The following is a 24,102-nucleotide window of genomic DNA, read 5'->3' as shown; positions in this document are numbered from 1 at the left end:
ACAGAGAGAGCCGGATCAGACCGTGCTGATCCGGTACATCGCTTCTTTGAGATTTGCCGTCGACGTCGCATAGGAAAGCCGTTCCCAGCCCGGTGTCCCGAACGCGGAGCCCGGCGTGACCGCAACATGCGCTTCCCGAAGCCATCGGCGGGCGATCTCCATGTCGTCGCCCTCCACCTTCACGTAGGCATAGAACGCTCCATCCGCAGGAGCCGTCCGATACCCCATCCCATGCAGGGCCGCGATGACATAATCGCGCCGCTGCAGAAACTCGCGCCGCATCTCCTCGACGCAGCATTGATCTCCGGTAAGCGCCGCCACGGCTCCGAACATCGCAAACGTGGCCGGATGCGAGATGGTATGCTGCTGCACCTTGTTCATCTGGCGGATGATCCGCTCAGGGGCGACGGCATACCCTATCCGCCACCCGGTCATGGCGTAGGCCTTCGAAAAGCCGTTGATCGTGATCGTCCGCTCCGCCATATCGCCGAGGCCGGCGAGCGAGATATGCTCTTTATCGTAGACGAGTTTTTCATATATCTCGTCGGAGAGCGCGACGATGTCGTGGTCTGTGCAGATATCGGCGACGAGCTGCAGGGAGCGCTCGTCGAGCACTGCTCCCGAAGGGTTCGAGGGGGAGTTCACCACGATCATGCGGGTGTTCCCGTTCACCGCCTCGAGGAGAGAGTCATCGAGCTGGAAGGTCTCCTGGTCGACGGCGTGGTGCCGCGTCGTCCCTCCTGCGAGCTGGACGCAGGGTTCGTAGGAGACCCACGCAGGATCGAGAATGAGCACTTCGTCACCGGGATTGACCACCGCCTCCATCGCCTCGTAGATAGCATCCTTCGCCCCGCAGGTGACGATCACCTGGTCGGGCGAAGCGGAAAAGCCGTTCTCGCTCGTGATCTTCTCCGCGATCGCCGCCGTCAGCTCGGGAATACCCTGACTTGGAGCGTAGTGCGTCTCCCCCCGGCGCAGGGCGTCGATACAGGCATCCGTGATATGCTTCGGGGTATCGAAATCGGGCTCGCCGATACTGAGACTGATCACGTCGATGCCCTCCTGCACCATCCTTTTCGCCGCGTTCGAGATCTCGATCGTGGCGGACGGCGCAATGCCGGCAACCTTCTCCGAGAGCCTCCTCATTGCAATCGCTGAACCATCTTCACGGCAGATTCAACGGCACGCTTGGCATAGTCGATCCGCTCGGTCGCCTCGAGGCGGGTCATCCCCGGCCCGGATATACCAAGCGCGACGGGCTTGCCGAACTCAAGCGAGAGGTCGATGATCTTTCGCGCCGCATGCTGCACGACGATCTCATCGTGCTGGGTGGCGCCCTCGATGACGCACCCGATGGTGACCACAGCGTCGACATCACCCTTCGTGAGTATCTTCTTGATCGCAAGCGGCATATCGTAGGCACCCGGGACGTAGATCGTCTCCGTTACCTTCGCACCCAAAAACTCGGCGTGTTCCCGGGCTTCAATCTCCATCATGTAGGTGATGTCCCGGTTGAACTCCGCCACCACTAAACCCAGTTTGATGGTCATGCTCTATCTTCCTCTGGTATCGTTTGGCATCTTATTGCTGATATCCTTCTCGTTTCTGCGCTACTGCCGGGCGGGGCCGACGTCGGGGAATCCCTGCCGCTGCCCGGTTCCGGCGGCTTTTTCAAGCTCCTTCGGGTAAAGCGCGAGCTTGACGGCGTTAAGGGCATGCTCGCGGGTGCGCTGCTCGAGCAGCCATGCGAGCTCCTGATCATCCTTCGCTTCGTCGGCGTGGACAAAGACCTCGATGATATGCCGGTTGGTCATCAGCTGGGCAAGGATCAGACCCTGCGATGCTTCATGGGCGCACATCCGGTCTTTCTCGACGCCGCCGGGCATCCCGAGCGCCATGACGATATCGCAGCCCCGCTCCTCGATAAGTTTCTTGCAGGCGACCGGGAGATCCTTGATCCCCGGTACGGTGGAGCGCTCGATCCCGACGCTGGCGTGGCGCCGTATCTCGTCGATGGCTACCCTGCCCATATTGACTCTCGCGAAGGTCGTATCGGCGATCCCGATCTTCATCCCAGCACCCCGGCAGCCGCCTCGACCCCGTCGCCGGCGTCGAATCCGTGCTTCCGGAGCGCATGTTGCACCGCCGCCAGGGTCGCGAGGATCTCAGGCGTGCCTACGCCGCCCATCGTACCGATCCGGAAGATCCTGCCCTTCAGGTGATCCTGACCGCCGGCGATCTCGATCCCCATCTTCTTCACGGTTCCCCGCAGGTCCTTATCGGTAATCCCTGCCGGGATCTTCATGGCCGTCGCGGTGTTCGAGTAGGCATGATACTCGTCCACGACCGGGAAGAGCTCGATACCCCAGGCTCCCGCCGCCGCCCGGACGGCATCGGCCATCCTTCTGTGGCGGGCGAACCGCTGCTCGACGCCCTCCTCGTCGATGATCCGGCAGGCCTCGCGAAGAGCGAGGAAGAGCGGGACGGCGGGGGTATAGGGCGTCTCCATCGGGGTGCCGCTGCCGCTCTTGCGGTAGGCGGCAAGGTCGAGGTAGAACGGGCGGTTCTCGGCAATCATATCCCAGGCCCTCTGGCTGACCGAGACTGCGGCGAGACCGGCGGGAGCCGCGAGGCACTTCTGGGAGCCGACGATAGCAACGTCGACGCCCCAGCGGTCGGCTTCGACCATATCGCCGCCGATAGAGGTGACACCGTCCATGATAAAGAGGGCTCCGTGCTTCTTTGCGAGCGCTCCGACCTGTTCGGCGGGGTTCCTGATGCCAGTGCTCGTCTCGTTATGCACCATCGTGACAACCTCCGCGCCCTCCTCGAGCGCCGCTTCGAGGCCGGGGAGATCAAGCGGCGTGCCCCACTCGGAGCCCAGAGCGGTGACGCTGCCGTAACGCTCTCCAATCTTCTGGAGGCGTTCACCGAACTTCCCGTTCACCAGGGAGACTATCTTTTTATCCTTGCCGAAGTTCGCGACGGCCGCCTCCATCCCGGCGGTACCGGAGCCGCTGATCACGTAAATCTCGTTCTCCGTTCCAAAGAGGGGCTTTAAGACCCGCACGATATCGGCATAGGCGGCGCCGAACTCGGGGCCGCGGTGGTTGATGGCCTGCTGCACCATTGCAGAGCGTACACGCTGTGGAATGGGCACGGGGCCGGGGATCATCAGAAGTGGTTCGTGTTCCATTGCAGATCAGTCCATAGATACGATTTTTCCGGAGCTCTTCAGGTTACCTAATTTGATCTTGTTTCATATCAAGGTCATCCTTACCCCCTTGCCCGGGGTACGGCGGGCGGTGACAAAGAGCAGTGTTAATGACCCATCAACGGATATGCATGAACCATATGGCTGACGTAGCAGTACTTTGTGGGTCTGCATCCGACCGGGCTATCGCAGAGAAGGCCTTTGCAGTTCTGCAGGAGAAGCAGATCTCCTACGACTATCAGGTGATCTCCGCCCACCGCGACCCCGACCGCCTCGACGAGTATATCCGGTCGAGCCCCGCCAGAGTCTTCATCGCTATTGCGGGGCTCTCTGCAGCGCTTCCCGGCGTGGTCGCGTCGAAGACACCCCGGCCGGTGATCGGTGTCCCGGTGAGCGGTACCTTAATGGGGTTTGACGCACTCCTCTCCATTGTCCAGATGCCAAAAGGCGTCCCGGTTGCGTGTGTCGGCGTTGATAATGGTGAGAATGCCGCTCACCTCGCGGCACGGATACTCGCGCTCGCGGACGAGAAGTAACCCCTGCGGATGGAAGGCCTGAACGCGGCGGGATGCCGCGGCAGACGCAGCCAGGGAGGAGACGGGGATAGTGACGGTTGGCTTTCCGAGTTCAGGGTGTATTTATGTCTGCACCAGATTCAGGGTGCGCAAAACCCTGCTCTACCCCCGGGAGGAGTATACGCGGTTCCTCAACCGGAGCATTCCCGAGATCGCTCATTTTCTCAGCAAGGGGGATTACGGCGAGGAGATCACCCTGCTCGCACGGACCCTCTCCGGCACCGATCTCATCGAGGCTGCCCTCAACCGGAATCTGGCACGCACTTTTCAGAGTGCGCTCCAGATCAGCCAGGGTGACCTTCACACGCTCGTCTCGCGGTACCTGAACCGGTGGGATATCTCAAACGTCATGGCGATCTTCCGGGGGATCGAACATGATATTCCACGGGAGCAGATACAGGAGTACATCGTTCCTGCAGGGGAGATCCCGCCTGCACATATCGAGCATCTCCTCACCCTCCCGACGTGCGACCGGGTGGCGGAGGAACTCGAAAGCTGGGTACTCGCGCCGGTTATCGCCGAGCACTACCGATCCTGCGAGGAGAAGGGTGCCCTCGCCAGGCTCGAGAACGAGCTCTACAAACAGTACTACGCCGATCTCCTCGCCGATATCAGGCACGGCGTCCGGGGAGGCGACGTCGTCACCCGCTACCTCCGGTTCGAGATCGATATCACCAACATGAAGAACCTCATGCGGCTTCGCTGCGGGAAGGGTGCCTGCGACATACGGACAGTCCAGAGGAGCATGATCCCGGGTGGCGAGACCCCGATCGAGGTCTTCCAGCGAATGTACGGTATGGAGAGGCGCGAAGAGTTCATCAATGCCTTTAAACAGACCGACATCCTCCCCATCCTCACCCGTGCGCTCCGGGAGGTCCGCGGGGACGAATCACTCGACCAGGAGGCGGCGGCGCAGCGGGTCTGGGAGCGGTGGCATGCACGGCGGCGTGCCGGTCACGAGATCGAGGTTGCCATAACCCGGGTACGGCTCCACCGCATGGACAGAATGGCACGACGGCACGCCTTCTCGGCGCTCCCGATCCTCTCGTACCTCGAGCACAAGCGCTACGAGGTCGGCAACCTCCGTGCCATCGCCCGCGGCAAAGAGTTCGATCTCCCTCCCGAGCGGATACGGAGGTACCTGGTGCTGTGACCGACGGCACAGGGGGGATGATGCGGATGGAAGGAGAGAGGCGATGCCGATAAGGGATGTCCGGGCGACACGCGCCGAACTGCTTGCCACCCGCCGGCAGATAGCGCTCGCCGACCGGGCGCACACCGTCCTGAAACGGAAACTCGACGGCCTGATCCTCGAGCTCTCGCGGCGGGCGGGCGAGGCCAGACTGCGCCGCGAGGCTCTTGAAGAGCGGTACCGCGAAGCGCGGGATGAGATCGCGGCGGCGACGATGATGGAGGGGGTGACCGGGGTGATGCTCGCCGCGTTCTCGGTTGAGGAGTACCCGACGATCAGCCTTACCCGGCAGAACGTCTTCGGCGTGATCCTCCCCGAGCTCGAGGGCGAGAATATCCACAAGACCCTTGACGAGCGGGGGTACGGGCTTCTCGGCACTGCCTCGGTCATCGACGATGCAGCCGATGCCTTCGAAGACCTCATCGAGCAGATCCTCGCGACTGCCGAGGCGGAGGGCAGCGTCACGAGACTCGTCGTCGAGATAGAACGGATGCGCCGGCGCGTGAACGCACTCGAATACAAGGTACTCCCCGATCTCATCGAAAAGCGGAGAGCCATAGAACTCCGGCGGGACGAACTGGAGCGGGAGGAGCGGACACGGCTTCTGCGGATCAAGAAGATAAAAGCCAGACGGGCGGCAGAGAAGGGAGAAGATCTCCTCTCCGGTCTCCGTTAGTCGTCCGACGGCGGGGTGAGAATATCCCGCACCATCTTGACGGCGCAGAGATCGCCGCACATCGAGCAGGTGTCAAGATCGCCGTCGCGTTCGTGGATCTTCCGGGCGACGTCGCCGAAGAGCGCTGCTTCGAACTGTGCGTCCCAGTCGAGGCTCCGCCGTGCTTCCGCCATCCGGTACTCCCGGTTCCGGCTGGCCGTATTGTTCCGGAGCAGGTCGCCGACGTGGGCGGCGATCCGGGCGACGCGAGTGCCCTCTTCGATATCCTCGAGGCGTGGGAGCGCAAGGTGTTCGCTCGGTGAGACCATGCAGAGGAAGTCCGCCCCATTCTGGCAGGCGACGGCGCCGCCGATCGCCGCGACCACGTGGTCGTAACCGGGGGCGAGATCGGTGACGAGTGGGCCGAGGAGGTAGAGAGGCGCGCCTTCGGTCAATTCTTTGAGCATCTGGACGTTGTAGCCGATCTGATCGACCGGGATATGGCCGGGTCCTTCGATCATCCGCTGGACGCCGGCAGAGAGCGCCCGGCGAGCGAGGCGGCCGAGCGTGAGATACTCCGTCGCTTTGGCAAGCCTCGTCGCATCGACGAAGGCGCCCGGCCGCATGCCGTCCCCGAGGCTGATGACGACGTCGTACTCCGCCAGGATCTCGAGCAGGTAGTCGTACTCCGCGTAGAGCGGATTCTCTTCACCCGTCGCCGCCATCATGGCGACGTGAAACGCGCCGCCGCGGCTGACAACGCCCATAACCCGGGGATCGAGCTTCAGCGCATCAAACGCCTCGCGGTTCACCCCGCAGTGGAGCGTCAGGAAATCGACACCCTGCCGGCAGTGATCCCGGATGACCGAGAAAAGGGTGTCTGCATCGATATCGGCGGCACTGCCGGCGCGGCGGACGGCCTCGTAGATCGGCACCGTTCCAAGCGGGGCGTCGAGCGTGAGGAGCTGCTTTCTGATCTCCTCAAGGTCGCCAGCGGTGGAGAGGTCCATGAGGGCGTCGGCGCCCTGAGCCAGTGCCGCCCTGCCTTTCGCGACCTCGAGGTCAGGGTCGCAGAGGTTGGCGGACGTCCCGACGTTGACGTTGACCCGTACCCGGCACCCCTCGCCGATGGCACAGAGCCGGTGCGGCCGCCGGGGGTTCGCCGGAATCACGATACGGCCGCGGGCGACCGCTTTCGCCGCGTGATGAGGATTCAGCCCTTCATCTCGCGCGATAGCCTCGACCTCGGGGGGGACTCCGTTCAGGCAGGCTGTGATCAGGGTATGCATAAGAAACATTTGTCTGGAATCCTTATTAGTGTACATGCCAGTCCGGTGGATAACGAGCGGCGCACAGGCTGCCAATTCATTTGTATACGGAAATATCCTCATCGATGCAGGCGTCCCCCCGATGGCGCTCGAAGCGTATAAGGACCGGATCGAGACGATCATCCTCACGCACTGCCACTACGACCATACCGCGTATGCAGCCGAAATTGCCAGGCTCTGCAACGCAACGCTCTGCATCCACGAACTCGACGCACCGGGACTCCTCGAGGATGCGCGGAGCCTCGCCATGCTCTTCGGGGCACGAACGAAGGGCATCGTCCCGGACCGCACCCTCACGAACGGCGAGATGGTCGGGAGTCTCGAAGTCATTCATACGCCCGGGCACACGCCCGGGTGCATTTCGCTCTACGATCGGGAGAAACGAATCCTCTTCTCGGGCGATACCGTCTTTACCGGCGGCTCGTTCGGCAGGTATGACTTCCCGGGCGGCGATCGGATCGCGCTTGCAGCATCCCTTGAGCGGCTCGCCGCCCTACCCGTCGACGCCCTCTACCCCGGGCACGGTGAACCGGTCACGAGCGGCGGAGAGCGGCATATCGCCGCCGCCCGCGAGCTCATGAAGACCTATGGATAAAGGGGTCTACTGCCTCCTCTTCAGGAACCGCCCCGGGGAGATCCGGGTCGGCAGCCTCGGCTCCGTTCCGTTTGCGGGAGGCTGGCACTGCTACGTCGGGTCGGCCCTCGGAAGCGGCGGCCTTGCCCGGGCGGAGCGGCACGTCCGCCTCTCCCGGGAGCGTGACCGATCGCCCCGCTGGCACGTCGATTACCTGCTTCTCGACCCCCGCTTTACTCTCTCAGCCATCGTCTCCGCCCCGACCAGCCGGGGGGTCGAGTGCGATCTCGCCCGGCTTATCAGCGAGTGTCCGGTCCCCGGATTCGGCTGCAGCGACTGCCGATGCCGATCGCACCTTTTCTGGCGGCCGGAAAACCCGACAGAGGAGGTTACCGCAGCGTTCCGGGCTCTCGGCCTCGCATGCAGGTATCAAAACTATCAAGAACGAGAGTGACAAGGATAACATATGAAGGTTCTCGGCATTTCAGGCAGCATGCGCGCGAACGGGAATACCGCACAGCTCATCAACGTCATCCTCGATCGCGTGAAAGAGGCGGGGATCGAGACCGAGTACATCTCACTTGCCGATAAGGAGATCCGACCGTGTACCGGGTGCGAGGTCTGCCGGACGGCAAAGTGGTGCGCTACCGAAGACGATGACTGGGCATCAATCGTCGATCGGATCCTCGAGTGCGAGGTGCTGGTGCTCGGGTCGCCGACCTACTACTACGATGTGAACGGGCAGCTGAAGAACTTCATCGACCGGACATACTCCCTCTACCACGACAGACGGCTTGCCGGCAGAAAGGCCGTTGCAGTCACCGTCTGCGGAGACCGGGGATGCGAGCGGGCGCTCGGGACACTCGAAGGATTCCTTAACACCCACGAGTTCGCATACCTCGGCTACGTCTGCGGGAAGGGGTCTGCTCCGGGCGACATCAGGCGCGATGAGCGGGCGATGCAGAAAGCACGGGACGTTGCAGGGACCATTGTCAATCTTCTTCAGCCCTCGGACTGACGATAAACGTCCCACCATCGATCCCTGTCTTTTTGTGCCGCCCGCTCGAAGGATACCGCCCAAAAAGAGAAAAGATCGGATCTCCTGACCCTCGCTGCCCGGAACCGGGCAGCAGCTAGAGCAAGAGCGCAATAATGGCAAGCACAATGAAGATGATCACCAGCCACTTTGCTATCGACATGGATATGCCCGCGATACCCCGCGCACCGAGCACTGCGAAGACCAGTGCCAGAATAAAGAACAGGATCGCAAGCCCAAGTAAACCGTTTACCATCTCTTCACCCCTTCCTACCCGGCGTATTGCCGAATGAGAATTCCCTGTATCGGGGAGGGGGTATTTAAATTTTCTCGAGATTATAAAAATCCCGCATGCCTCGGCGAACGGTTCCATCCGGGCATGTCGGGAAGGCTCATCCCGTCACCATCCAGGAGCGGTGAAGAACATTTACTGTCCCGCTTAAGCGCTCCGGGGGGATCGGATACAGCACCCCTCCTGAAGAAACCAATCCTGTCGGGTGCGGTGCTTTCAACGTTGCATCTCTGCAGGCCTTCGGCTATCCGGCGGGCGTCGTCAGCAAACGAGGCCGCCCGGGGGCTCTCCTGAAGCAGCGGTCAGACCCGCTCGTAGAGCGTCGTCCGCTGCAGGAGCGGCCGTCCAAGGTCTTCGGCCATCCGCTGCATCACCCCGGGGTCGAGATAGTCGGTGTCCCGCGCCCCGGCGCCTTTCGAAATGCTCTCCTCGAACATCGTACCGCCAAGGTCGTTTGCGCCGGCAAGGAGCATGAGCTGAGAGAACTTGACCCCGAGTTTCACCCAGGAGACCTGGATGTTCCTGATATTATCGAGAAAGAGCCGGGAAACCGCGTACATCAGGAGGTCTTCCCTGCCCGTAGCGCCGGGGCGGGCGAGCCCCGCCCGGTAGATGGGGGTGTTCATATGGATGAAGGAAAGCGGGACAAATTCGGTGAACCCTCCCGTCTCGTCCTGTATCTCCCGGAGGATCGCGAGATGCCGGACGCTATCTTCCACGGTCTCGATATGGCCGTACATGATCGTCGCGGTCGAACGGATGCCGAGTGCGTGCGCCTCCTTCACGATCCTTATCCAGGTCTTTGTATCAATCTTTCCCGGGCAGATCACCTGCCGCACCTCGTCGACGAGGATCTCCGCCGCCGTCCCGCAGAGCGTCCCGAGACCCGCCTTCTGTAGCTCCCGCAGCACTTCCTCCGTGGAGATGCCGCTCTTCTCCGCAGCGTAGGCAACCTCCATCGGGTTGCTTGCGTGAATGTGAACGCCGGGAGCACCTTCCCGGATCCAGCCGATGATATCGATATAGGATTGCGCGGAGAAGTCAGGGGCGAGGCCGCTCACCGTGCAGATTTCGGTCACGTCCCGTTCACGCGCCTGCGCCGCCTTTGCCCGAACGACCTCTCCTCCGAAATTATACACCCCTTCGTCACCGGGCTTCTTTGAAAAACCGCAGAACCCGCACCTGTTGACGCAGAGGTTCGTGACGTTGATGTTCTGGTTCCGGACGTACGTGATCGGATCTCCGGCGATCCGTTCCCGGAGCGTATCCGCTGCCGCCGCTATCGCAAAGACGTCCCTGCCCCGAACCTTCATCAGGACTGCTGCCTCCTCCTCGGTCAGACGGTGGCCGGCGAGGACGTCGTCGAGGATCGTCGAAACAGGTCTCATGGTAGTGGTGCCTGCCACACGGGTGTGGTCGCATCAGAGTTGGCCGGAGATCTCATAAGGATGCTGCCGGGACACCTCGGACCGGGCGGGGCATAAGACTTATTACCGTGGATACCCACCCCGGAGATCATGCAGCAGGAGATGATGCACGAGCGTATCAGGCTCGCCTATAAAGACGCGTACAGCTACGTCATCCCGATAGGGTCAGTAAAACTGATGGCGGTCGTCACCGAGACCGGGATGATCGGGACGGTGGGGTTCGATATCGAAGCGATCGAGAATCTCGGGGTTCCCGCAGCGGTCGTGCACGCCGGAGAAGGGATGGCGATTGAGAGCATCGACGACCTCCTCGACGGTGAGGTCAAGGCGGCCAACCTGCATGCGGTCCAGCACCGTGTCGAGGTTGGCATGAGCGGCAGAGAGGCCCTGAACAGAATGTAAGCGGCGACGATCAGTACTTCAGCATCGCTTCGCGTGCCTTCCGGAAGCACGCCTCCGCCTTCGCCTCTTCCCCGAGGCTCTGGTGCGTAAGACCCCGATGGTGCCAGGCATCGGCGTCGTTTCCGTCGATAGAAAGCGCCCTCTTGAAACAGCGGAGCGCCATGGCGTGATCGCCCTCCTGCTGGAAGGCAATACCTGTGCGGAGCCAGGCGTAGCCGTTCCCGGATCTGACCTTTAGGTACCGGGTATAGTACGCGAGCGCCTCGCTCCACTGCCCGAGGCCGTCATAGGTCGTTCCAAGCCGGTAGAGGAGATCAACGTTCTCAGGGTCGAGCCCAAGGGCGTGCAGATAGCAGTCGGCAGCCTCCTCCGCCCGGCCAAGATCGTGGAGAACCAGGGCTTTGTTCGCCCATACAACGGCGTTCTCTGGATCGGCCTTCAGCGAGCGGTCAAAAGACCGGAGCGCCTGCCGGGTATCCCCGGCCTTCTTGAGGGTGACGCCCCTGTCGTTCCAGGCACCGGCATTGCCGCGGTCGATCCTGATCGCACGGTCGAAGCAGGAGACGGCCTCCGCGTAACGGTGCACCGTCCGGAGGGTACACCCAAGGCGGACCCACGCACTTCCGTCCTTCGGGCAGAGATCGAGGTACGATGAATAACACTCGATCGCGTCTTCGTAGCGGCCGAGAGCCCGAAGAGCATCTGCTTTCCGATACCACGACGCCGCACTCCCGGGAGTGATGGCGAGGTCCTTCTTAAAGCAGCGGAGAGCATCGTCGTTCCTCCCCATCTCCATCAGGACCAGGCCCATATTGTTCCAGGCGTCGGCATCCTCGGGGGCGATCCGGGCGGCCTTCTCGAAGCACTGCAGGGCGTCCTCCCGACTCCCGAGCTCCCGGTGAGCAAGCCCCATCCTGTTCCAGGCTCCCGTATGCTTCGGGTCGTTCCTGACGACGGTATAGAGGCACTGGAGCGCCTCGCGGTGCCGGTCGAGATCCGTGAGGGCGCAGCCTTTCTCATACCACGCCGCGGTCGCCTTCGGGTCGAGGCCGAGCGCCTCGTCAAAACAGCGGAGCGCATCTTCATACGCCCCCTTTCCGGCATACGCGCGTCCCTGGCCGATCAGAGCCTCCGGACTCGACCCGAAGAATGCATCCAGAATGCCCATGATTTACCCGAATCTCCCCCGGATCGCACCGCTCGCTCCCCGCACCGGGAGGAGGGGCGATCTCGCCTGCAGTAATGGTCATCTCACAACCAGAAAAATCTTCTATTTTCTGAGTTCTCCCTGCCCGTTCCGGCAGGGCACATACCCTTATGTCCTAGTAACCCCCCGGGCGGGAGTGGTAAACAGCATGGCGGGAAGACTGGAAGGAGAGATAGCGGTCGTCACCGGTTCCGACTCCGGGATCAGGCACGCGACCGCCGTGGCATTCGCACGCGAAGGTGCGGATGATGTGGCCGTCACCATTCATAACGACGTCGAAGGAGCCGAGAGGACGGCAAATGAGGTGCGTGAACACGGCCGCCGTGCCGCACTCGCCCCCCTCGACCAGAGAGACCCGGCACGTGTCGGGGAGCTCTTCCGCCGGGTGACCGAAGAACTCGGCACCACGACGATCCTCGTCAACGACGCCGGGATCGACTCCACCGGCAGGCATGCCGGGAAGAACCGGCAGGGCACGATCATCAACGTCACGAGCGTCCACCAGGAGGTCCCGCGGGCCGGGGCGGCAGGCTACTGTGCGGCCAAAGGCGGTCTCCGGAACCTCACCCGGTGCCTGTCACTCGAACTCGCCGAGAGCAACATCACCGTCAAGAATATCGCGCCGGGGATGGTGCTGACGCCGTTCAACCAGCCTGCAATCGACGATCCGGAGATCCTCAAGGAACAGGTAGCTTCGATACCCCAGAAACGAGCGGCCGAGCCGGAGGAGATCACGAGAGTGGCGGTCTTCCTTGCTTCAAGGGAGGCGGACTACATTCACGGCACCACGGTCTACGTCGACGGCGGGCTGATCCAGAATATGGGGCAGGGAGCATGATCCGGCCGCTCACCCTCACCCCGTACCCCGACCTCAGCCAGATCGGCATCGTGGGAGACGGGCACACCGCGGCGCTCGTCACGGACGAGGGGGTCGTGGAGTGGTGGTGCCCCGATCGGTTCGACGCCCCGGCCGTCTTTGCCCGTCTCATCGACGCCCCGAAAGGCGGCTACTTCGCGACCGGGCTTCCCGTGCACCACAAGATATCTTCGTACTACGAGGAGGGGACGAACATTCTCGTCTCTGACCTCGGAACGGCCGACGCCACCGTCCGGGTCACGACGTTCATGCCGTACCCGCGGGATGGGGTTCCGCTCCTGATCCGACTGGTCTCCTCGAGCGGTCTTCCAATCGACGTCGCCGCCACGTTTGCCCCGGCATTCCGGTACGGCGAGGTACGGCCTGCCCTGGAGCGGGACGGGGAGAGTATTGTTGCCCACGGAGACGGCGAAACCCTCCGGCTCTTTGCGACGGCGGCGATGGAGCTCGGAGACGGGCGGGCCGAAGCGACGATCCGGTTCAGAGACGGTGACGTCCACGCATTCGTCCTCGCCTACGGCGACGGGGTGGAGTGCCCCGATCCCCGCAGGTATGCCGAGCGCCTGCTCGCGGCGACCCGGGCGTACTGGCGGGAGTGGTCGGGCCGGTGCACCTACACCGGCGAGCACCGTGCCGACGTCCTCCGGAGCCTCCTCTCACTCAAGCTGATCCAGTACCAGCCCGGCGGGACATTCGTCGCCGCCCCTACGCTCGGGCTCCCCGAACAGCCGGGCGGGGAACGGAACTGGGATTACCGCTACGTCTGGCTCCGCGACGGGGTCTTCATCGTGATGGCGTTCGAGTCGACGGGGTATACCGAGGAGGCCGACGCGTTCCGGTGGTGGCTGGCAACGCTCCTCCGGCGCGATCCTCCCGAGGAACTCCAGCCTCTCTACACCGTCGATCACGGGCGGGAGGTCGCGGAGCAAGACCTCGATCATGCGGAGGGCTACCGGCACTCGCGGCCCGTCCACGTCGGGAACGGTGCGGGCAACCAGTTCCAGCTCGACACCTACGGCGAGGTGATGCTCTGCTTCCACCGGGCGCCGCACCTGATGCAGAGCCAGGAAGGCCCGGCAATATGGGAGGCGCTCCGGCGGCTCGTCGACTGGGTCTGCGAGAACTGGCAGCGGCCCGACGCCGGGATCTGGGAGATTCGGGGCGAGAACTACCAGCAGGTATTCTCAAAAGCGATGGCGTACATGGCCGTCCGCCGCGGGATCGAGATCGCCGCTGATAACGGGTTTCCCGCACCCCTGGAGCGCTGGGAGCAGGTCAGGGACGAGATCTGGGCTTTCGTGAACACCGAAGGCTACAGCGACGAGGCCCGGGCATACACCCAGATGACGGAGCGCACCGATGCGGATGTGGCGATGCTCCTCTTCCCGATCGTCGGGGTGACCGACTACAATCATGAGCGGTTCGCCGACACGGTGCGCTACATCGAGGAGCAGCTCAATGAAGAGGGTTACCTGCAGCGCTACATCATCGACGACAATCTGCCGGGCAGGGAAGGGGCGTTCCTCCCCGCCTGTTTCTGGATGGCGACGGTGAAAGCAAATCAGGGCGATATCGAGAGCGCCCGGGACTGGTACGCACGGGCATACCGCGCCGCAAGCCCGCTCGGCCTCTTTTCGGAGGAGATCGACGGGGTCGGCCGGGTGATGCTCGGCAACTTCCCGCAGGCGCTCACGCACCTTTCGCACGTGCTCGCGGCATGGGCTCTCGATCACGCAGGGGAGGAGAAGACCGACAGGAACGTGCGGTGCGGGTGAAAAAAGGTGCCGCTCGATCAGGATCAGTGCAACGGATCGTATCCTGGGATGGCAAGGACATGCCGCGCAAGGTACGCCGCGTCGGTCAGCTGTACCGTACCATCCCCGTCGACATCACCAACACTCTCATACATCTCCAGGGATCCGTTTATGCGAAGCGTATGCCGGGCGATATAGATCGCATCGTACAGCGTCGTCCGGCCGTCCTCGTTCACGTCGCCGTTTCTGACCACCGTCAGGGGGATTCCAACAGTCATCTTTGGGTTCCCATCGGTTCCGGTGGCAGTGACATACAGCGTCACCGGCTGATAGGAGCCGTTCAGAAACGGCGACGGCACCGCACTCGAGACACTCAGGGCTCGATTCTGCCCCGTCCCCTTCGCCATGACGACCGACGGCATTCCACCAAGCGGAGTGAGGTTTACCGTCACCGAGGATACGTCACTACCGGTTTCCACGACGGAGAGTGTGGCACTCTCGCCCCACCCCGGGCTGCCGTCGGTGTTGACCGGAATGAGAACGGGGGCGATCGCCGGTGTGGGAACGGAGAATGCGGGGAGAGGAGTGAGCGGCAGCAGATCGGTAATTCCGGAAACGGTATAGGGAGTGTCGCAGAACCCGTCACCGTCAGTATCGGTGCAGAGATCCGAGTACCCCGTCCCTGAAGGATTGCTCCAGTAGTTACCGCCGAGATAGAGTCCCCCGAGGATATTGGTCGACGTGGTGACGGTGGTGTTCAGCACCGCGGTACCTCCCTGATACTCGAAATTGACGTCGTTGCACAGGATGCAGTCGAAGAGAGAGAGGAACCCACCATAGTGGAGAACGCCATCACATTGGTCCGCAGTGTTCCCGGCGATCACGGACCCGGAAAGGATAAGGGACTCGGCGTGCTGGTAAACGCCTCCACCCTGGGAGGCAGCGTTCTCTGAGATGTTGCAGCCGTCGATCTCAAGAGCGCCGCCGTTGTGAAAGATTCCGCCGCCCAGATCGGCGGTGTTCCCCGCTATGACGCAGTCGGTGATCTCTGCTTGAGAGTGCGGCGCATTAATCACGCCGTACCACTGGTGAAACCCGCCACCCATATGTTCCGCTACGTTGCCGGTGAGTGTACACCCGGTGACGGTCAGGATGCCCCCGAACTGGTACACCCCCCCACCACTTCCGTAGACGCCCTCACTACTCCCGGTAGCGCTGTTTTCGGTGATTGTGCACTCGGTTATGGAAAGGATGCCGTCGTGCTGGTAGACACCTCCACCCGAATCGGCTGCGTTCCCGGTGAACGTGCATCGGGAGAGGGCAAGACTGCCGCTCCACATATTCACTCCCCCGCCCAGGGGGGGCGGGCCGTTCTTGAGTGGGAGTCCCGTATTGTTGGTGAGGGCGCACCCGGTGATGGTCGACGCACCGTACCGCTGATAGAACCCTGCACCGTACAGAGCATCATTCCCCGATAGCGTGCACTCCGAGAGGGTCATGGCGCCGTCCTGCAGGAAGACGCCACCCCCCCGTATGGCAATATTGTCGGTGATGCCGGAGTGTGCAATGGTCATATTGCCGCAACGCACGTAGACGCCGCCACCGTCACCCCGCATGTTCACCCCGTTGTTCGCGAGCGTGCAACGGTCAATCGTCAGGGTGCCGTTCAAGAGGCAGATACCCCCTCCGGGACCGTACGCCGTACTGCCGTTATAAACAGTCAGATCCTCGATGAACCCGCATCCCGCGGGAGTATCGACAATAAGCACTCTGCCCTTTTTCATCCCATCGATAACCGTCAGACCCCCCTCGGCACCGGCGAGACTGAGGCTCTTATTCACGGTGATATTCGATTCATAGTAAGTTCCGGCTGCGAGATGGATGGTATCACCATCAGCGACGCCGGTGTTGCCGACCGCGTAGCAGATCGAGATCCAGGGAGCGGGTTCCGAACCGTCATTCGCGTCGTCGCCCGTCGGGCTCACGTACCAGTCGGCCGCGGTGACCGGGACCGCAACGAGAAAGAACGCGATACAGCAGAGTGTGACGTGCCTGAGAGTTGTCTGCATATATTCACCACGAGGAGAGGCTTTAGAAGCGCTAAAGCCGCCCGTTGGATGAACAGAGATGCCAGGAGAGGCATCTAAAGGTTCCGGTTTGTATGTGGCGTGCCCCGAAACGCTTCGCGGGCAGAAGAACGCGCAGGTTTGGTGCGGGGATCGAAAGGAGATGGAAAAAAGGTGCGGCAGGCGTCAGACCCGCCCGTAGGTCGTCGTCCGCTGGACGAGCTGGCGGCCGATATCTACGGCTATCCGCTCCATCTCCGCGGGGTCGAGGTAATCGGCGCCTTCGCCGCCGGCGGTCACACTGACATCGTCGCAGAACATCGTCCCGCCGAGGTCGTCCCCGCCGGCAAGCAGGCCTATCTGCGCCATCTTCGGCCCGACCTTGCCCCAAGAGATCTGGATGTGATCGAAGTTGTCGAGGAAGAGCCGGGCGACCGCGAAGAGGAGGATATCCTCCCGCCCTGTCGCTCCGGCAGGGGCAAGCCCGCGGCGGTAGAGGGCGGTATTCTCGTGGAGGTAGGAGAGGGGCACGAGCTCGGTGAAGCCGCCGGTCTCGTCCTGGATCTCACGGAGAACGGAAAGGTGCCGGACGCGATCTTCAACGCTCTCGGCGGAGCCGTACATGATCGTCGCGGTCGACCGGATACCTTTCCGGTGCGCTTCTTTCACGATCCGGACCCATGTCGCGGTATCACACTTTCGCGGACAGATCACCTGCCGCACCTCGTCGACCAGAATCTCGGCGGCGGTCCCCTGCAGGGTGCCGAGACCCGCCTCGCGGAGCCGGTCGATCGCCTCTTCGGTGGAGACGCCGCTCTGCTTCGCGGCCCAGGCGATCTCGTCGGGGCTCGCGGTGTGGATATCCACCTGCGGCGCCACTTCGTGGACGCAACCGATCAGGTCGACGTACGACTCAAGGGTGTAGTCCGGGTGTACCCCGGAGAGGAGGCAGACCTCGGTGACGTTCCGCTCCACGGCCTGCATGACTTTTTCAATCGTCGCCTCGCGGTCGTTGCAGAATGCCTCCGGGTCACCGACCCTCTTGCCGAAACTGCAGAACCCGCAGAGGTTCTTGCAGATATTGGTGATGTGGATGTTCTGGTTTCTGACATAGGTTACGAGGTTGCCGACCTTCTCCTCGCGGAGCGCGTCCGCCGCCGCCGCGATCGAAAAGACCTCGCGGCCTCTAACCTTCATCAACCCTGCGGCCTCACTCTCGGTGAGGCGGTGGCCAGCCAGGACGTCGTCGAGTAACTGTTGCATCGGGATCAGCACCGTATCAGTAGTTCAAGGTAAGCGTGGGATTTATTCATCGCTCTTTCGCCTCCCAAGCACGAAGTCGTGGATGAGGATGACAACGATGACGAGGATGGCAAATTCAACGATATGCAGGGGGATATAACCGATGAGCGGGACAGCGAAGAGGGCTTTTCCGACGATCCACTCCTTTCTGACGGGTTCGACCACACCGATCCCCTGGAAGTACGTTCCCTGGTCTATCACCGGGTTGTTGTCGCCTTTGGTGATGTAGCCGCCGTGCGGATCGGCATAGTACTGTGCCAGGGGTGAACCCGCGATGCTCTTCTCGTCGGCATAGGCCATCGCGCGGTGGATGATCGGGTGGACGTCCTCCGCCCCGTTCGGGCGGTAGATAATAACGTCTCCGTAATCGCCAAACGACGTATATCCCGTCCGGTTCCCTTCAGTCCAGGTAGTGAGCTGCCCGTAGCGGTCCTCGTCCACGACCAGCACCAGGTCGCCGACGTTCATATGCGGCACCATGCTCTCCGACTCGATCGTAACCACGGCAGGCCACGTTCCCGCCACAAGGTAGAGGAGGAGGGCTATACCGCCGACGACCGCCACGACCCAGACGAGATCCCGCGCCAGGGACGCCGCCGGATGGGTACTCGTCCGGAGTCTCCGTATGGCTGCCGAGATGCTCTGCAGCCGGGTAGACGCTGACATATCTGCTGGTAGTGAGTATCATACCGCTCGTATACATACGTTTCCCGAAAAAACAGGGTCGTGGGAAGACGGTGAGCGTCTCTCCCCCGGGCGTCCCGGGAGAAAGATAAAGCCATATTTCCCCGGAGCGACAATACGTACCTCCATGCTCGCTCCGCGGGAGATCGTACAGCGGTTCCTCGATACCAAACTCCAGGTCCACCCGGACGTGGTCAGTTACATCAGGGAACAGGACGACCCCGCGCTGATAGACCGTATCCTCGAAAGTGTCCCCGGCGATGCACTCGTCGTCTCGGTGAACCACATCCCGGGCCTGAAGAAAGAGCGGGACGGCACCCGGTTCTTCGCCGACCCGGAACTTGAGATCATCGTGGGCAGCCCCGGGACGGCCGGCAGCGTCGCCGGCTACGAAGACGCCATCCACTATTTTCGCGACCGCTACAATAAGCTCAGCGCCATGATCCGCAGCCGAACGACCTCGATGCCGATCGAGGCACTGACAACGTCGCCGCACCGCTACCGCGACCAGGAGTGCACCGTCATCGGGATGGCCGTAGAGGTGCGGACGACGGCGAAGGGGCACCGGCTGGTGGAGATCGAGGATCCGACCGGCACCATTCTGGTGCTCTTCAACAAGAGCCGCGACGATACCTTCGCCGACGCCGAGCGGATCCTCCCCGACGAGGTGCTCGGGGTGAAGGGCAAACTCTCAAGCGACGGCGGGCTCTTCTTCGCCGAGCAGCTCTTCCGGCCCGATATCCCGATCAAGCACGCCCCTTACACGAGCGACCGGCCGGGGAAAGCCGTCCTGATCTCCGATGTCCATGTCGGGAGCGACACCTTCCTCGAGGCCGCGTGGAACCGCTTCGCAGACTGGCTGCAGGATACGGACGCCTCCTACCTCCTCGTCGCCGGCGACCTCGTGGACGGTATCGGGATCTACCCGGGCCAGGAGCACGAGCTCACCATCAAAAACATCTACGAGCAGTACGACGCCTTCGCCGGGATGCTCCGCGACCTTCCCTCCCGGCTCAAGATCGTCCTCGCACCCGGCAACCACGACGTTGTCCGGATGGCCGAGCCACAGCCAGCGCTTCCACCTGAGTTTACCGGAAACTTCCCCGCAAACTGCCAGATGGTCGAGAACCCCTGCGTGGTCAGCCTCCAGGGCGTCCGCGTGATGATGTACCACGGCCGATCGATCGACGATATGATCGGCCTCATCCCGGGTGCGTCGTACGAGCGGCCCGGCGAGATCATGGAGGAGATGCTGAAGCGAAGGCTGCTTGCCTCCACCTACGGGATGCGAACACCGATAGCAGCGGCAAAGATGGATCGGCTGGTGATCGATCCGCTACCGGAGATCCTGCACACGGGCCATGTCCATATCTGCGGGATAACAAAATACCGGGGTGTCCTCGGTGTCAATACGGGGACATGGCAGGCACAGACGGCGTTTCAGAAACAGATGAACATCAACCCGACCCCGGCGCGGGCGGTGGTGATCGATCTTCAGACGCTGCAACCGGAAGTGCTGGATTTTAGTTAAATTCAGAGAATCTCTGACTATTTATTTTCCATATATTTAATTAAATGGTCTACTCCTTTAATTATGGTAATCAACCGGAGGAATGTAGAGAGATGGACTACCTGGTCTACCTGGCACCACTGTGTGCCGTTGTCGCTCTTCTTTTTGCAGGGTATTCATATACCGCAATCAGAAAGGAGGGCACAGGTACCGAAACCATGCAGAAGATTGCTGCCGCTATTCATACGGGAGCAATGGTGTACCTGAACAAACAGTATCGCGCCATCGGAGTATTCGTCGTCATTCTGGCGATCATACTTGCCGTAGGAATTCACCCGCTCACCGCCGCCTGCTTCGTGCTCGGTGCGGTACTCTCGGCGACTGCCGGTTATATCGGCATGTTCACCGCGACCATGGCAAACGTCAGGACGACGAACGCCGCCCGCAGAGGAATCGGGGATGCATTCAAAGTCTCTTTTGCCAGCGGTTCCGTCATGGGCATGTCCGTGGTCGGTCTCGGCCTCCTCGGCCTCTCGATCGCCTATATTGCCATCAGCGGTTTCACCGGCCTTCCGCAGACCGAGATCCTCGCCATCGTCACCGGGTTCGGTCTCGGTGCGAGCTCGATCGCACTCTTCGCCCGTGTCGGAGGCGGTATCTTCACGAAAGCAGCAGACGTGGGTGCTGACCTCGTCGGCAAGGTCGAAGCAGGTATCCCCGAGGACGACCCCCGCAACCCCGCCGTCATCGCCGACAACGTCGGTGACAACGTCGGTGACGTGGCAGGCATGGGTGCCGACCTCTACGAGTCGTACGTCGGTTCGATCATCGCCACCATGGTGCTCGGCGCGACCGCCGCCGCCATCCAGTTCCCGGGTATCGCGCCCCTCAACGTCATCATGCTCCCGCTGCTCATCGCGGCAGTCGGTATCCTCAGCGCCATCGTCGGGTCGTTCTTCGTCCGGACGAACAAGACCGAGAGCAGCGCCATCCACATGGCCTTCAACAAAGGTCTCCTCGCCGGTCTCGTGCTGGTCGTCATCTCGACGTACCTGCTGGTCAACGTCATGCTCGGCCCCGAGTACATCGGCGTCTTCTACGCGACGATCGCCGGCCTTGTAGCCGGATTCGGTATCGGTCTCATCACCGAGTACTATACGTCCTTTGAACGCAAGCCGACCCTCGCCATCGTCAAGTCGACCGAGACCGGCTCTGCAACCACCATCATCACCGGGTTTGCCAAGGGTATGGAGAGCACCGTCCTCCCCGTCCTGATCATCTCCGCCGCCATCTACGTCGCCTACTACTTTGCAGGCCTCTACGGTATCGCAATCGCGGCGGTCGGTATGCTCTCGACGCTCGGCATCTCCCTCTCCGTCGATGCATACGGCCCTGTCGCGGACAACGCCGGCGGTATCGCCGAGATGTCCCACCAGAAGCCCGAAGTCCGTGAGATCACCGACACCCTCGACGCCGTCGGCAACACCACCGCCGCTATCGGCAAGGGCTTTGCCATCGGTTCCGCGGCACTGACCGCACTCGCGCTCTTCGCCGCTTACACCCAGGCAGTCGGCCTCACCTCCATCGACGTCACCCTGCCCAATGTCTTCATCGGTCTCCTCATCGGTGCCATGCTGCCGTTCCTCTTCTGCTCCATCACCATGATGGCAGTCGGAAAGGCGGCGTACAGCATCGTTCACGAGGTCCGCCGGCAGTTCAAGCAGATCCCCGGCCTCATGGAAGGGAAAGCGGAACCTGACTACGCATCCTGCATCGGTATCTCGACGAACTCCGCACTCCGCGAGATGATCCTGCCCGGCGTTCTCGCCGTCGCCGCACCACTCGTCGTCGGGTTCGTCCTCGGGACCGACGCGCTTGGCGGCCTTCTGGTCGGGTCGCTCTCCGCAGGGTTCCTGCTTGCCGTCACCATGGCAAACGCCGGTGGATCCTGGGACAACGCCAAGAAATACATCGAGAAAGGCCACCTCGGCGGCAAGGGCTCCGACGCTCACAAGGCCGCAGTCGTCGGCGACACCGTCGGCGACCCCTTCAAGGACACGAGCGGCCCTGCCATTAACATTCTCCTGAAGTTGATGAGCATGGTCGCCCTGGTCTTTGCCCCGCTGATCCTGGTCCTCTAAAACCCACCCTTTTTTTAGAGAAACGGGCTCGCAGCGCTCTTCTCCAGGCGATTTCCGTTTGTACCGCCGCGCACCCTCCAGAAACAAATAGCAGGAGCCATAGTGCACAATACCGGTGCGTGATGCCTCCGTACAGAGATCCGCATCTACCAGATTTATAAAGTAATATTGTGTAAACGTAAGAAAATATGAGTAACCTCGCCGACTTCCTCGCTGCCGGTACCCTTGCCGGCATCGCTCTCCTGGCAGTGAAGACCGGGATCGGATGCGGGCTTTCGGATTTGCGGTTCCGGGAGATGCTCTGCTTCGCATCCGTATACGCTCTGACGGCGTTCATCACCGGGGCAGTCGTCGGCGTTATCCCACTGGATCTCACCGAACAGGTCATCGGGCTCGGACTCGTTATGCACCTCATCATCGGAATGGCGCTCGTCTATTTCGGGATCAGAACGAAGCAACAGTGGCTGTCCGATCGAAAAGATATCTCACGCCGTACATTCCTTCTGCTGTCACTCCCCTGTCCGGCATGTCTTGCGGCAACATTTCTCTCGTGCCTGATTCTCACCGATACCACCGGCATAAGCGGGATTGCGGCGGGCGCCGTCATCGGAGGCATGCTCTTTGCAGGCATTGCAGGAGGCTCGGCAGGCATCAGCTGGATTGCGGCCAGGACCGGGGTGAAGAACCCATCCACACTGGGGAATGTCATGCTGTTTCTCGGCCTCTTCTATCTGCTCTGCCCCCTCGTCGTTCCTGCCTACCTGCAGGCGCAGAATGCACCGGCGTTCAGCATCACAGCCGATTCGCCCGGCATGCTCCTCGCGTTCGGTCTGATGGCGGCACTGATACTGCTCGGGATACTCATCGACAGAATCCGACATCCAGCAAACTATGGAGGCAGATAATGGACGTACCAACATCACTCATGGAGACAATGTTCATCATATCCGGGGCGCTTCTCTATCCTGCAATCCTCGCGCTCCTCGCACTTGTTGTCTGGACACTGATGGCCTTCGGCCAGTTCATCTCCGAGTACGCCGGAAGAAGCAGGAATCTCGAACAGCTCAGAAATGGCTGCAAGCAGTCCGTTTCGCTGCTTGAGCAGCGTTCCTATGATGATGCCGCCGGGGTGCTGACGGCATCGGGATCGAACCCGCTCCTCGGATCGTTCCTCGGCGATCTGACGAAGCTCTTCGGCAGCGATCGGTTCTCGGTCGAGTCCGAAAAACTTCTCCAGGACTACGAGATCCGCATCTCGGCCGAACTCGAACGGCTGAAGATCCTGACGCGGACCGCCCCCATGCTCGGGCTTATGGGAACCCTGATACCACTCGGCCCTGCGCTGATGGGGCTTTCTGCAGGGAATATCGAAGCACTGGCATCCAATCTTGTCATCGCATTCAGCACGACCGTGCTCGGGTTGTTCATCGGAGGTATCGCCTATGCAATCCTGCTGACGAAGCGCCGGTGGTATCTACAGGACCTGAGCGATATGGAGTACGTCGCGAGGATGATTGCATGAAGAGACGGCGCATCATCCTCGACGACGAAGACGAAGACCCCCTTGCCGGTGTCGCCAACCTCTTTGACGTCGCCATGGTCTTTGCCGTCGCCCTGCTGGTCGCACTCGTCGTCTCCTACAACGTACCCGAGATGCTCGACGACGAGGCCGATCTCACGATCGTGAAAAATCCGGGACAGCCAAACATGCAGATCATCGTCAAGGAAGGAAAGACCATTAAAGTGCTGAACATGACCGAAGAGCTCGCTGGCGGCCAGGGCAGCAAGATGGGAACGGCTTACCGCCTGGATACCGGCGAAGTCATTTATGTTCCGGATGATCTCTCTCCATAACCCCTCTTTTCC

The 24,102-nt window shown here is 61.7% G+C and carries 25 protein-coding genes; 14 read left to right on the top strand and 11 right to left on the bottom strand.

Translation table 11 applies throughout. The annotated features are described in order from the left end of the window. Positions 1 to 15 precede the first annotated feature (15 nt). The 4 genes from ABH15_RS01510 to ABH15_RS01495 are packed head-to-tail and all read right to left on the bottom strand — an operon-like array spanning position 16 to position 3,196. Positions 16 to 1,146: a pyridoxal phosphate-dependent aminotransferase gene (locus ABH15_RS01510; protein WP_128692598.1), complete on the bottom strand. Its 1,131-nt coding sequence runs from the start codon at positions 1,144 to 1,146 to the stop codon at positions 16 to 18. After that, positions 1,143 to 1,550 (bottom strand): 6,7-dimethyl-8-ribityllumazine synthase, encoded by a 408-nt coding sequence (ribH, locus tag ABH15_RS01505; RefSeq protein WP_128692597.1) that lies wholly within the window; start codon positions 1,548 to 1,550, stop codon positions 1,143 to 1,145. Before ribH ends, ABH15_RS01510 begins: the two co-directional genes overlap by 4 nt. A gap of 60 nt (positions 1,551 to 1,610) precedes the next feature. Continuing rightward, a complete protein-coding gene (gene ribC, locus ABH15_RS01500; RefSeq protein ID WP_128692596.1) occupies positions 1,611 to 2,072 on the bottom strand; it encodes a riboflavin synthase in 462 nt (153 codons plus the stop codon). Continuing rightward, positions 2,069 to 3,196 carry a pyridoxal-phosphate-dependent aminotransferase family protein gene (locus tag ABH15_RS01495; protein ID WP_128692595.1) on the bottom strand — a complete coding sequence of 376 codons (1,128 nt, stop codon included), beginning with the start codon at positions 3,194 to 3,196 and terminating at the stop codon, positions 2,069 to 2,071. Before ABH15_RS01495 ends, ribC begins: the two co-directional genes overlap by 4 nt. Before the next feature lie 158 nt (positions 3,197 to 3,354). Here ABH15_RS01495 and purE point away from each other — a divergent pair, with 158 nt between their 5' ends. From purE to ABH15_RS01480, 3 genes are all read left to right on the top strand, one after another. Continuing rightward, positions 3,355 to 3,750, top strand: coding sequence for a 5-(carboxyamino)imidazole ribonucleotide mutase (gene purE, locus ABH15_RS01490; protein ID WP_128692594.1), 396 nt, complete (start codon positions 3,355 to 3,357; stop codon positions 3,748 to 3,750). A 70-nt stretch (positions 3,751 to 3,820) separates the two neighbouring features. Further along, positions 3,821 to 4,942 carry a V-type ATP synthase subunit C gene (locus ABH15_RS01485; RefSeq protein WP_277749814.1) on the top strand — a complete coding sequence of 374 codons (1,122 nt, stop codon included), beginning with the start codon at positions 3,821 to 3,823 and terminating at the stop codon, positions 4,940 to 4,942. Positions 4,943 to 4,985: 43 nt separating this feature from the next. Continuing rightward, positions 4,986 to 5,657, top strand: a complete 672-nt coding sequence (locus ABH15_RS01480; protein ID WP_128692592.1) for a V-type ATP synthase subunit D — start codon at positions 4,986 to 4,988, stop codon at positions 5,655 to 5,657. On the opposite strand, the gene thiC is transcribed toward ABH15_RS01480, so the two are convergent. Further along, positions 5,654 to 6,934, bottom strand: coding sequence for a phosphomethylpyrimidine synthase ThiC (gene thiC, locus ABH15_RS01475; protein ID WP_128692591.1), 1,281 nt, complete (start codon positions 6,932 to 6,934; stop codon positions 5,654 to 5,656). The two genes, ABH15_RS01480 and thiC, sit on opposite strands and share 4 nt — an antisense overlap. A 25-nt stretch (positions 6,935 to 6,959) precedes the next feature. Between thiC and ABH15_RS01470 the strand changes: the two genes are divergently transcribed. The 3 genes from ABH15_RS01470 to ABH15_RS01460 are packed head-to-tail and all read left to right on the top strand — an operon-like array spanning position 6,960 to position 8,556. Further along, positions 6,960 to 7,559, top strand: coding sequence for an MBL fold metallo-hydrolase (locus tag ABH15_RS01470; protein WP_128693212.1), 600 nt, complete (start codon positions 6,960 to 6,962; stop codon positions 7,557 to 7,559). Beyond that, positions 7,552 to 7,992 carry a GIY-YIG nuclease family protein gene (locus ABH15_RS01465; protein ID WP_128692590.1) on the top strand — a complete coding sequence of 147 codons (441 nt, stop codon included), beginning with the start codon at positions 7,552 to 7,554 and terminating at the stop codon, positions 7,990 to 7,992. The genes ABH15_RS01470 and ABH15_RS01465 overlap by 8 nt, the downstream gene beginning before the upstream one ends. Before the next feature lie 12 nt (positions 7,993 to 8,004). Then, positions 8,005 to 8,556 (top strand): flavodoxin family protein, encoded by a 552-nt coding sequence (locus tag ABH15_RS01460; protein WP_128692589.1) that lies wholly within the window; start codon positions 8,005 to 8,007, stop codon positions 8,554 to 8,556. Positions 8,557 to 8,671: 115 nt separating this feature from the next. Here ABH15_RS01460 and ABH15_RS01455 read toward each other — a convergent pair whose 3' ends face one another. Next, complete coding sequence (locus tag ABH15_RS01455; protein WP_128692588.1) at positions 8,672 to 8,830, bottom strand: DUF1328 domain-containing protein; 159 nt, start codon at positions 8,828 to 8,830, stop codon at positions 8,672 to 8,674. A gap of 338 nt (positions 8,831 to 9,168) precedes the next feature. After that, positions 9,169 to 10,254 (bottom strand): 5-amino-6-(D-ribitylamino)uracil--L-tyrosine 4-hydroxyphenyl transferase CofH, encoded by a 1,086-nt coding sequence (gene cofH, locus ABH15_RS01450; RefSeq protein WP_128692587.1) that lies wholly within the window; start codon positions 10,252 to 10,254, stop codon positions 9,169 to 9,171. 129 nt (positions 10,255 to 10,383) lie between these two features. On the opposite strand from cofH (ABH15_RS01450), the gene ABH15_RS01445 reads away from it, so the two are divergent. Continuing rightward, positions 10,384 to 10,695, top strand: a complete 312-nt coding sequence (locus ABH15_RS01445) for a YunC family protein (RefSeq protein ID WP_128692586.1) — start codon at positions 10,384 to 10,386, stop codon at positions 10,693 to 10,695. Between the two features lie 10 nt (positions 10,696 to 10,705). Here the strand turns inward: ABH15_RS01445 and ABH15_RS01440 are convergent, their stop codons facing one another. Then, positions 10,706 to 11,863, bottom strand: a complete 1,158-nt coding sequence (locus tag ABH15_RS01440) for a tetratricopeptide repeat protein (protein WP_128692585.1) — start codon at positions 11,861 to 11,863, stop codon at positions 10,706 to 10,708. A gap of 187 nt (positions 11,864 to 12,050) precedes the next feature. Between ABH15_RS01440 and ABH15_RS01435 the strand changes: the two genes are divergently transcribed. Both ABH15_RS01435 and ABH15_RS01430 read left to right on the top strand, forming a co-directional pair. Further along, positions 12,051 to 12,740: an SDR family oxidoreductase gene (locus ABH15_RS01435; RefSeq protein WP_128693211.1), complete on the top strand. Its 690-nt coding sequence runs from the start codon at positions 12,051 to 12,053 to the stop codon at positions 12,738 to 12,740. Then, on the top strand, positions 12,737 to 14,554 hold the full coding sequence (locus ABH15_RS01430) for a glycoside hydrolase family 15 protein (RefSeq protein WP_128692584.1): 1,818 nt from the start codon (positions 12,737 to 12,739) through the stop codon (positions 14,552 to 14,554). Before ABH15_RS01435 ends, ABH15_RS01430 begins: the two co-directional genes overlap by 4 nt. Before the next feature lie 23 nt (positions 14,555 to 14,577). Here ABH15_RS01430 and ABH15_RS01425 read toward each other — a convergent pair whose 3' ends face one another. From ABH15_RS01425 to ABH15_RS01415, 3 genes are all read right to left on the bottom strand, one after another. Further along, the gene (locus ABH15_RS01425) at positions 14,578 to 16,602 is read right to left on the bottom strand and encodes a NosD domain-containing protein (RefSeq protein WP_128692583.1); all 2,025 of its coding nucleotides are present in this window, start codon (positions 16,600 to 16,602) and stop codon (positions 14,578 to 14,580) included. A 183-nt stretch (positions 16,603 to 16,785) separates the two neighbouring features. Next, on the bottom strand, positions 16,786 to 17,862 hold the full coding sequence (gene cofH / locus ABH15_RS01420) for a 5-amino-6-(D-ribitylamino)uracil--L-tyrosine 4-hydroxyphenyl transferase CofH (RefSeq protein WP_128692582.1): 1,077 nt from the start codon (positions 17,860 to 17,862) through the stop codon (positions 16,786 to 16,788). 42 nt (positions 17,863 to 17,904) lie between these two features. Beyond that, on the bottom strand, positions 17,905 to 18,567 hold the full coding sequence (locus tag ABH15_RS01415; RefSeq protein WP_128692581.1) for a signal peptidase I: 663 nt from the start codon (positions 18,565 to 18,567) through the stop codon (positions 17,905 to 17,907). A 145-nt stretch (positions 18,568 to 18,712) separates the two neighbouring features. On the opposite strand from ABH15_RS01415, the gene ABH15_RS01410 reads away from it, so the two are divergent. The 5 genes from ABH15_RS01410 to ABH15_RS01390 all read left to right on the top strand — a co-directional run bounded on the left by ABH15_RS01410 (position 18,713) and on the right by ABH15_RS01390 (position 24,090). After that, a complete protein-coding gene (locus tag ABH15_RS01410; protein WP_128692580.1) occupies positions 18,713 to 20,116 on the top strand; it encodes a DNA-directed DNA polymerase II small subunit in 1,404 nt (467 codons plus the stop codon). Between the two features lie 92 nt (positions 20,117 to 20,208). Then, positions 20,209 to 22,236, top strand: a complete 2,028-nt coding sequence (locus tag ABH15_RS01405) for a sodium-translocating pyrophosphatase (RefSeq protein WP_128692579.1) — start codon at positions 20,209 to 20,211, stop codon at positions 22,234 to 22,236. A gap of 188 nt (positions 22,237 to 22,424) precedes the next feature. Then, on the top strand, positions 22,425 to 23,141 hold the full coding sequence (locus tag ABH15_RS01400) for a DUF2162 domain-containing protein (RefSeq protein ID WP_128692578.1): 717 nt from the start codon (positions 22,425 to 22,427) through the stop codon (positions 23,139 to 23,141). Further along, entirely contained in the window at positions 23,141 to 23,758 is a 618-nt protein-coding gene (locus ABH15_RS01395) for a MotA/TolQ/ExbB proton channel family protein (RefSeq protein WP_128692577.1), read from the top strand. Before ABH15_RS01400 ends, ABH15_RS01395 begins: the two co-directional genes overlap by 1 nt. Further along, positions 23,755 to 24,090 (top strand): DUF2149 domain-containing protein, encoded by a 336-nt coding sequence (locus ABH15_RS01390; protein WP_128692576.1) that lies wholly within the window; start codon positions 23,755 to 23,757, stop codon positions 24,088 to 24,090. The genes ABH15_RS01395 and ABH15_RS01390 overlap by 4 nt, the downstream gene beginning before the upstream one ends. The last annotated feature ends 12 nt before the right edge of the window (positions 24,091 to 24,102 follow it).

The organism is Methanoculleus taiwanensis (assembly GCF_004102725.1).
GTDB lineage: Archaea > Halobacteriota > Methanomicrobia > Methanomicrobiales > Methanoculleaceae > Methanoculleus_A > Methanoculleus_A taiwanensis.
The sequence above is the reverse complement of the archived record's forward strand: the minus strand, read 5'-3'. Positions and strand labels throughout refer to the sequence as shown.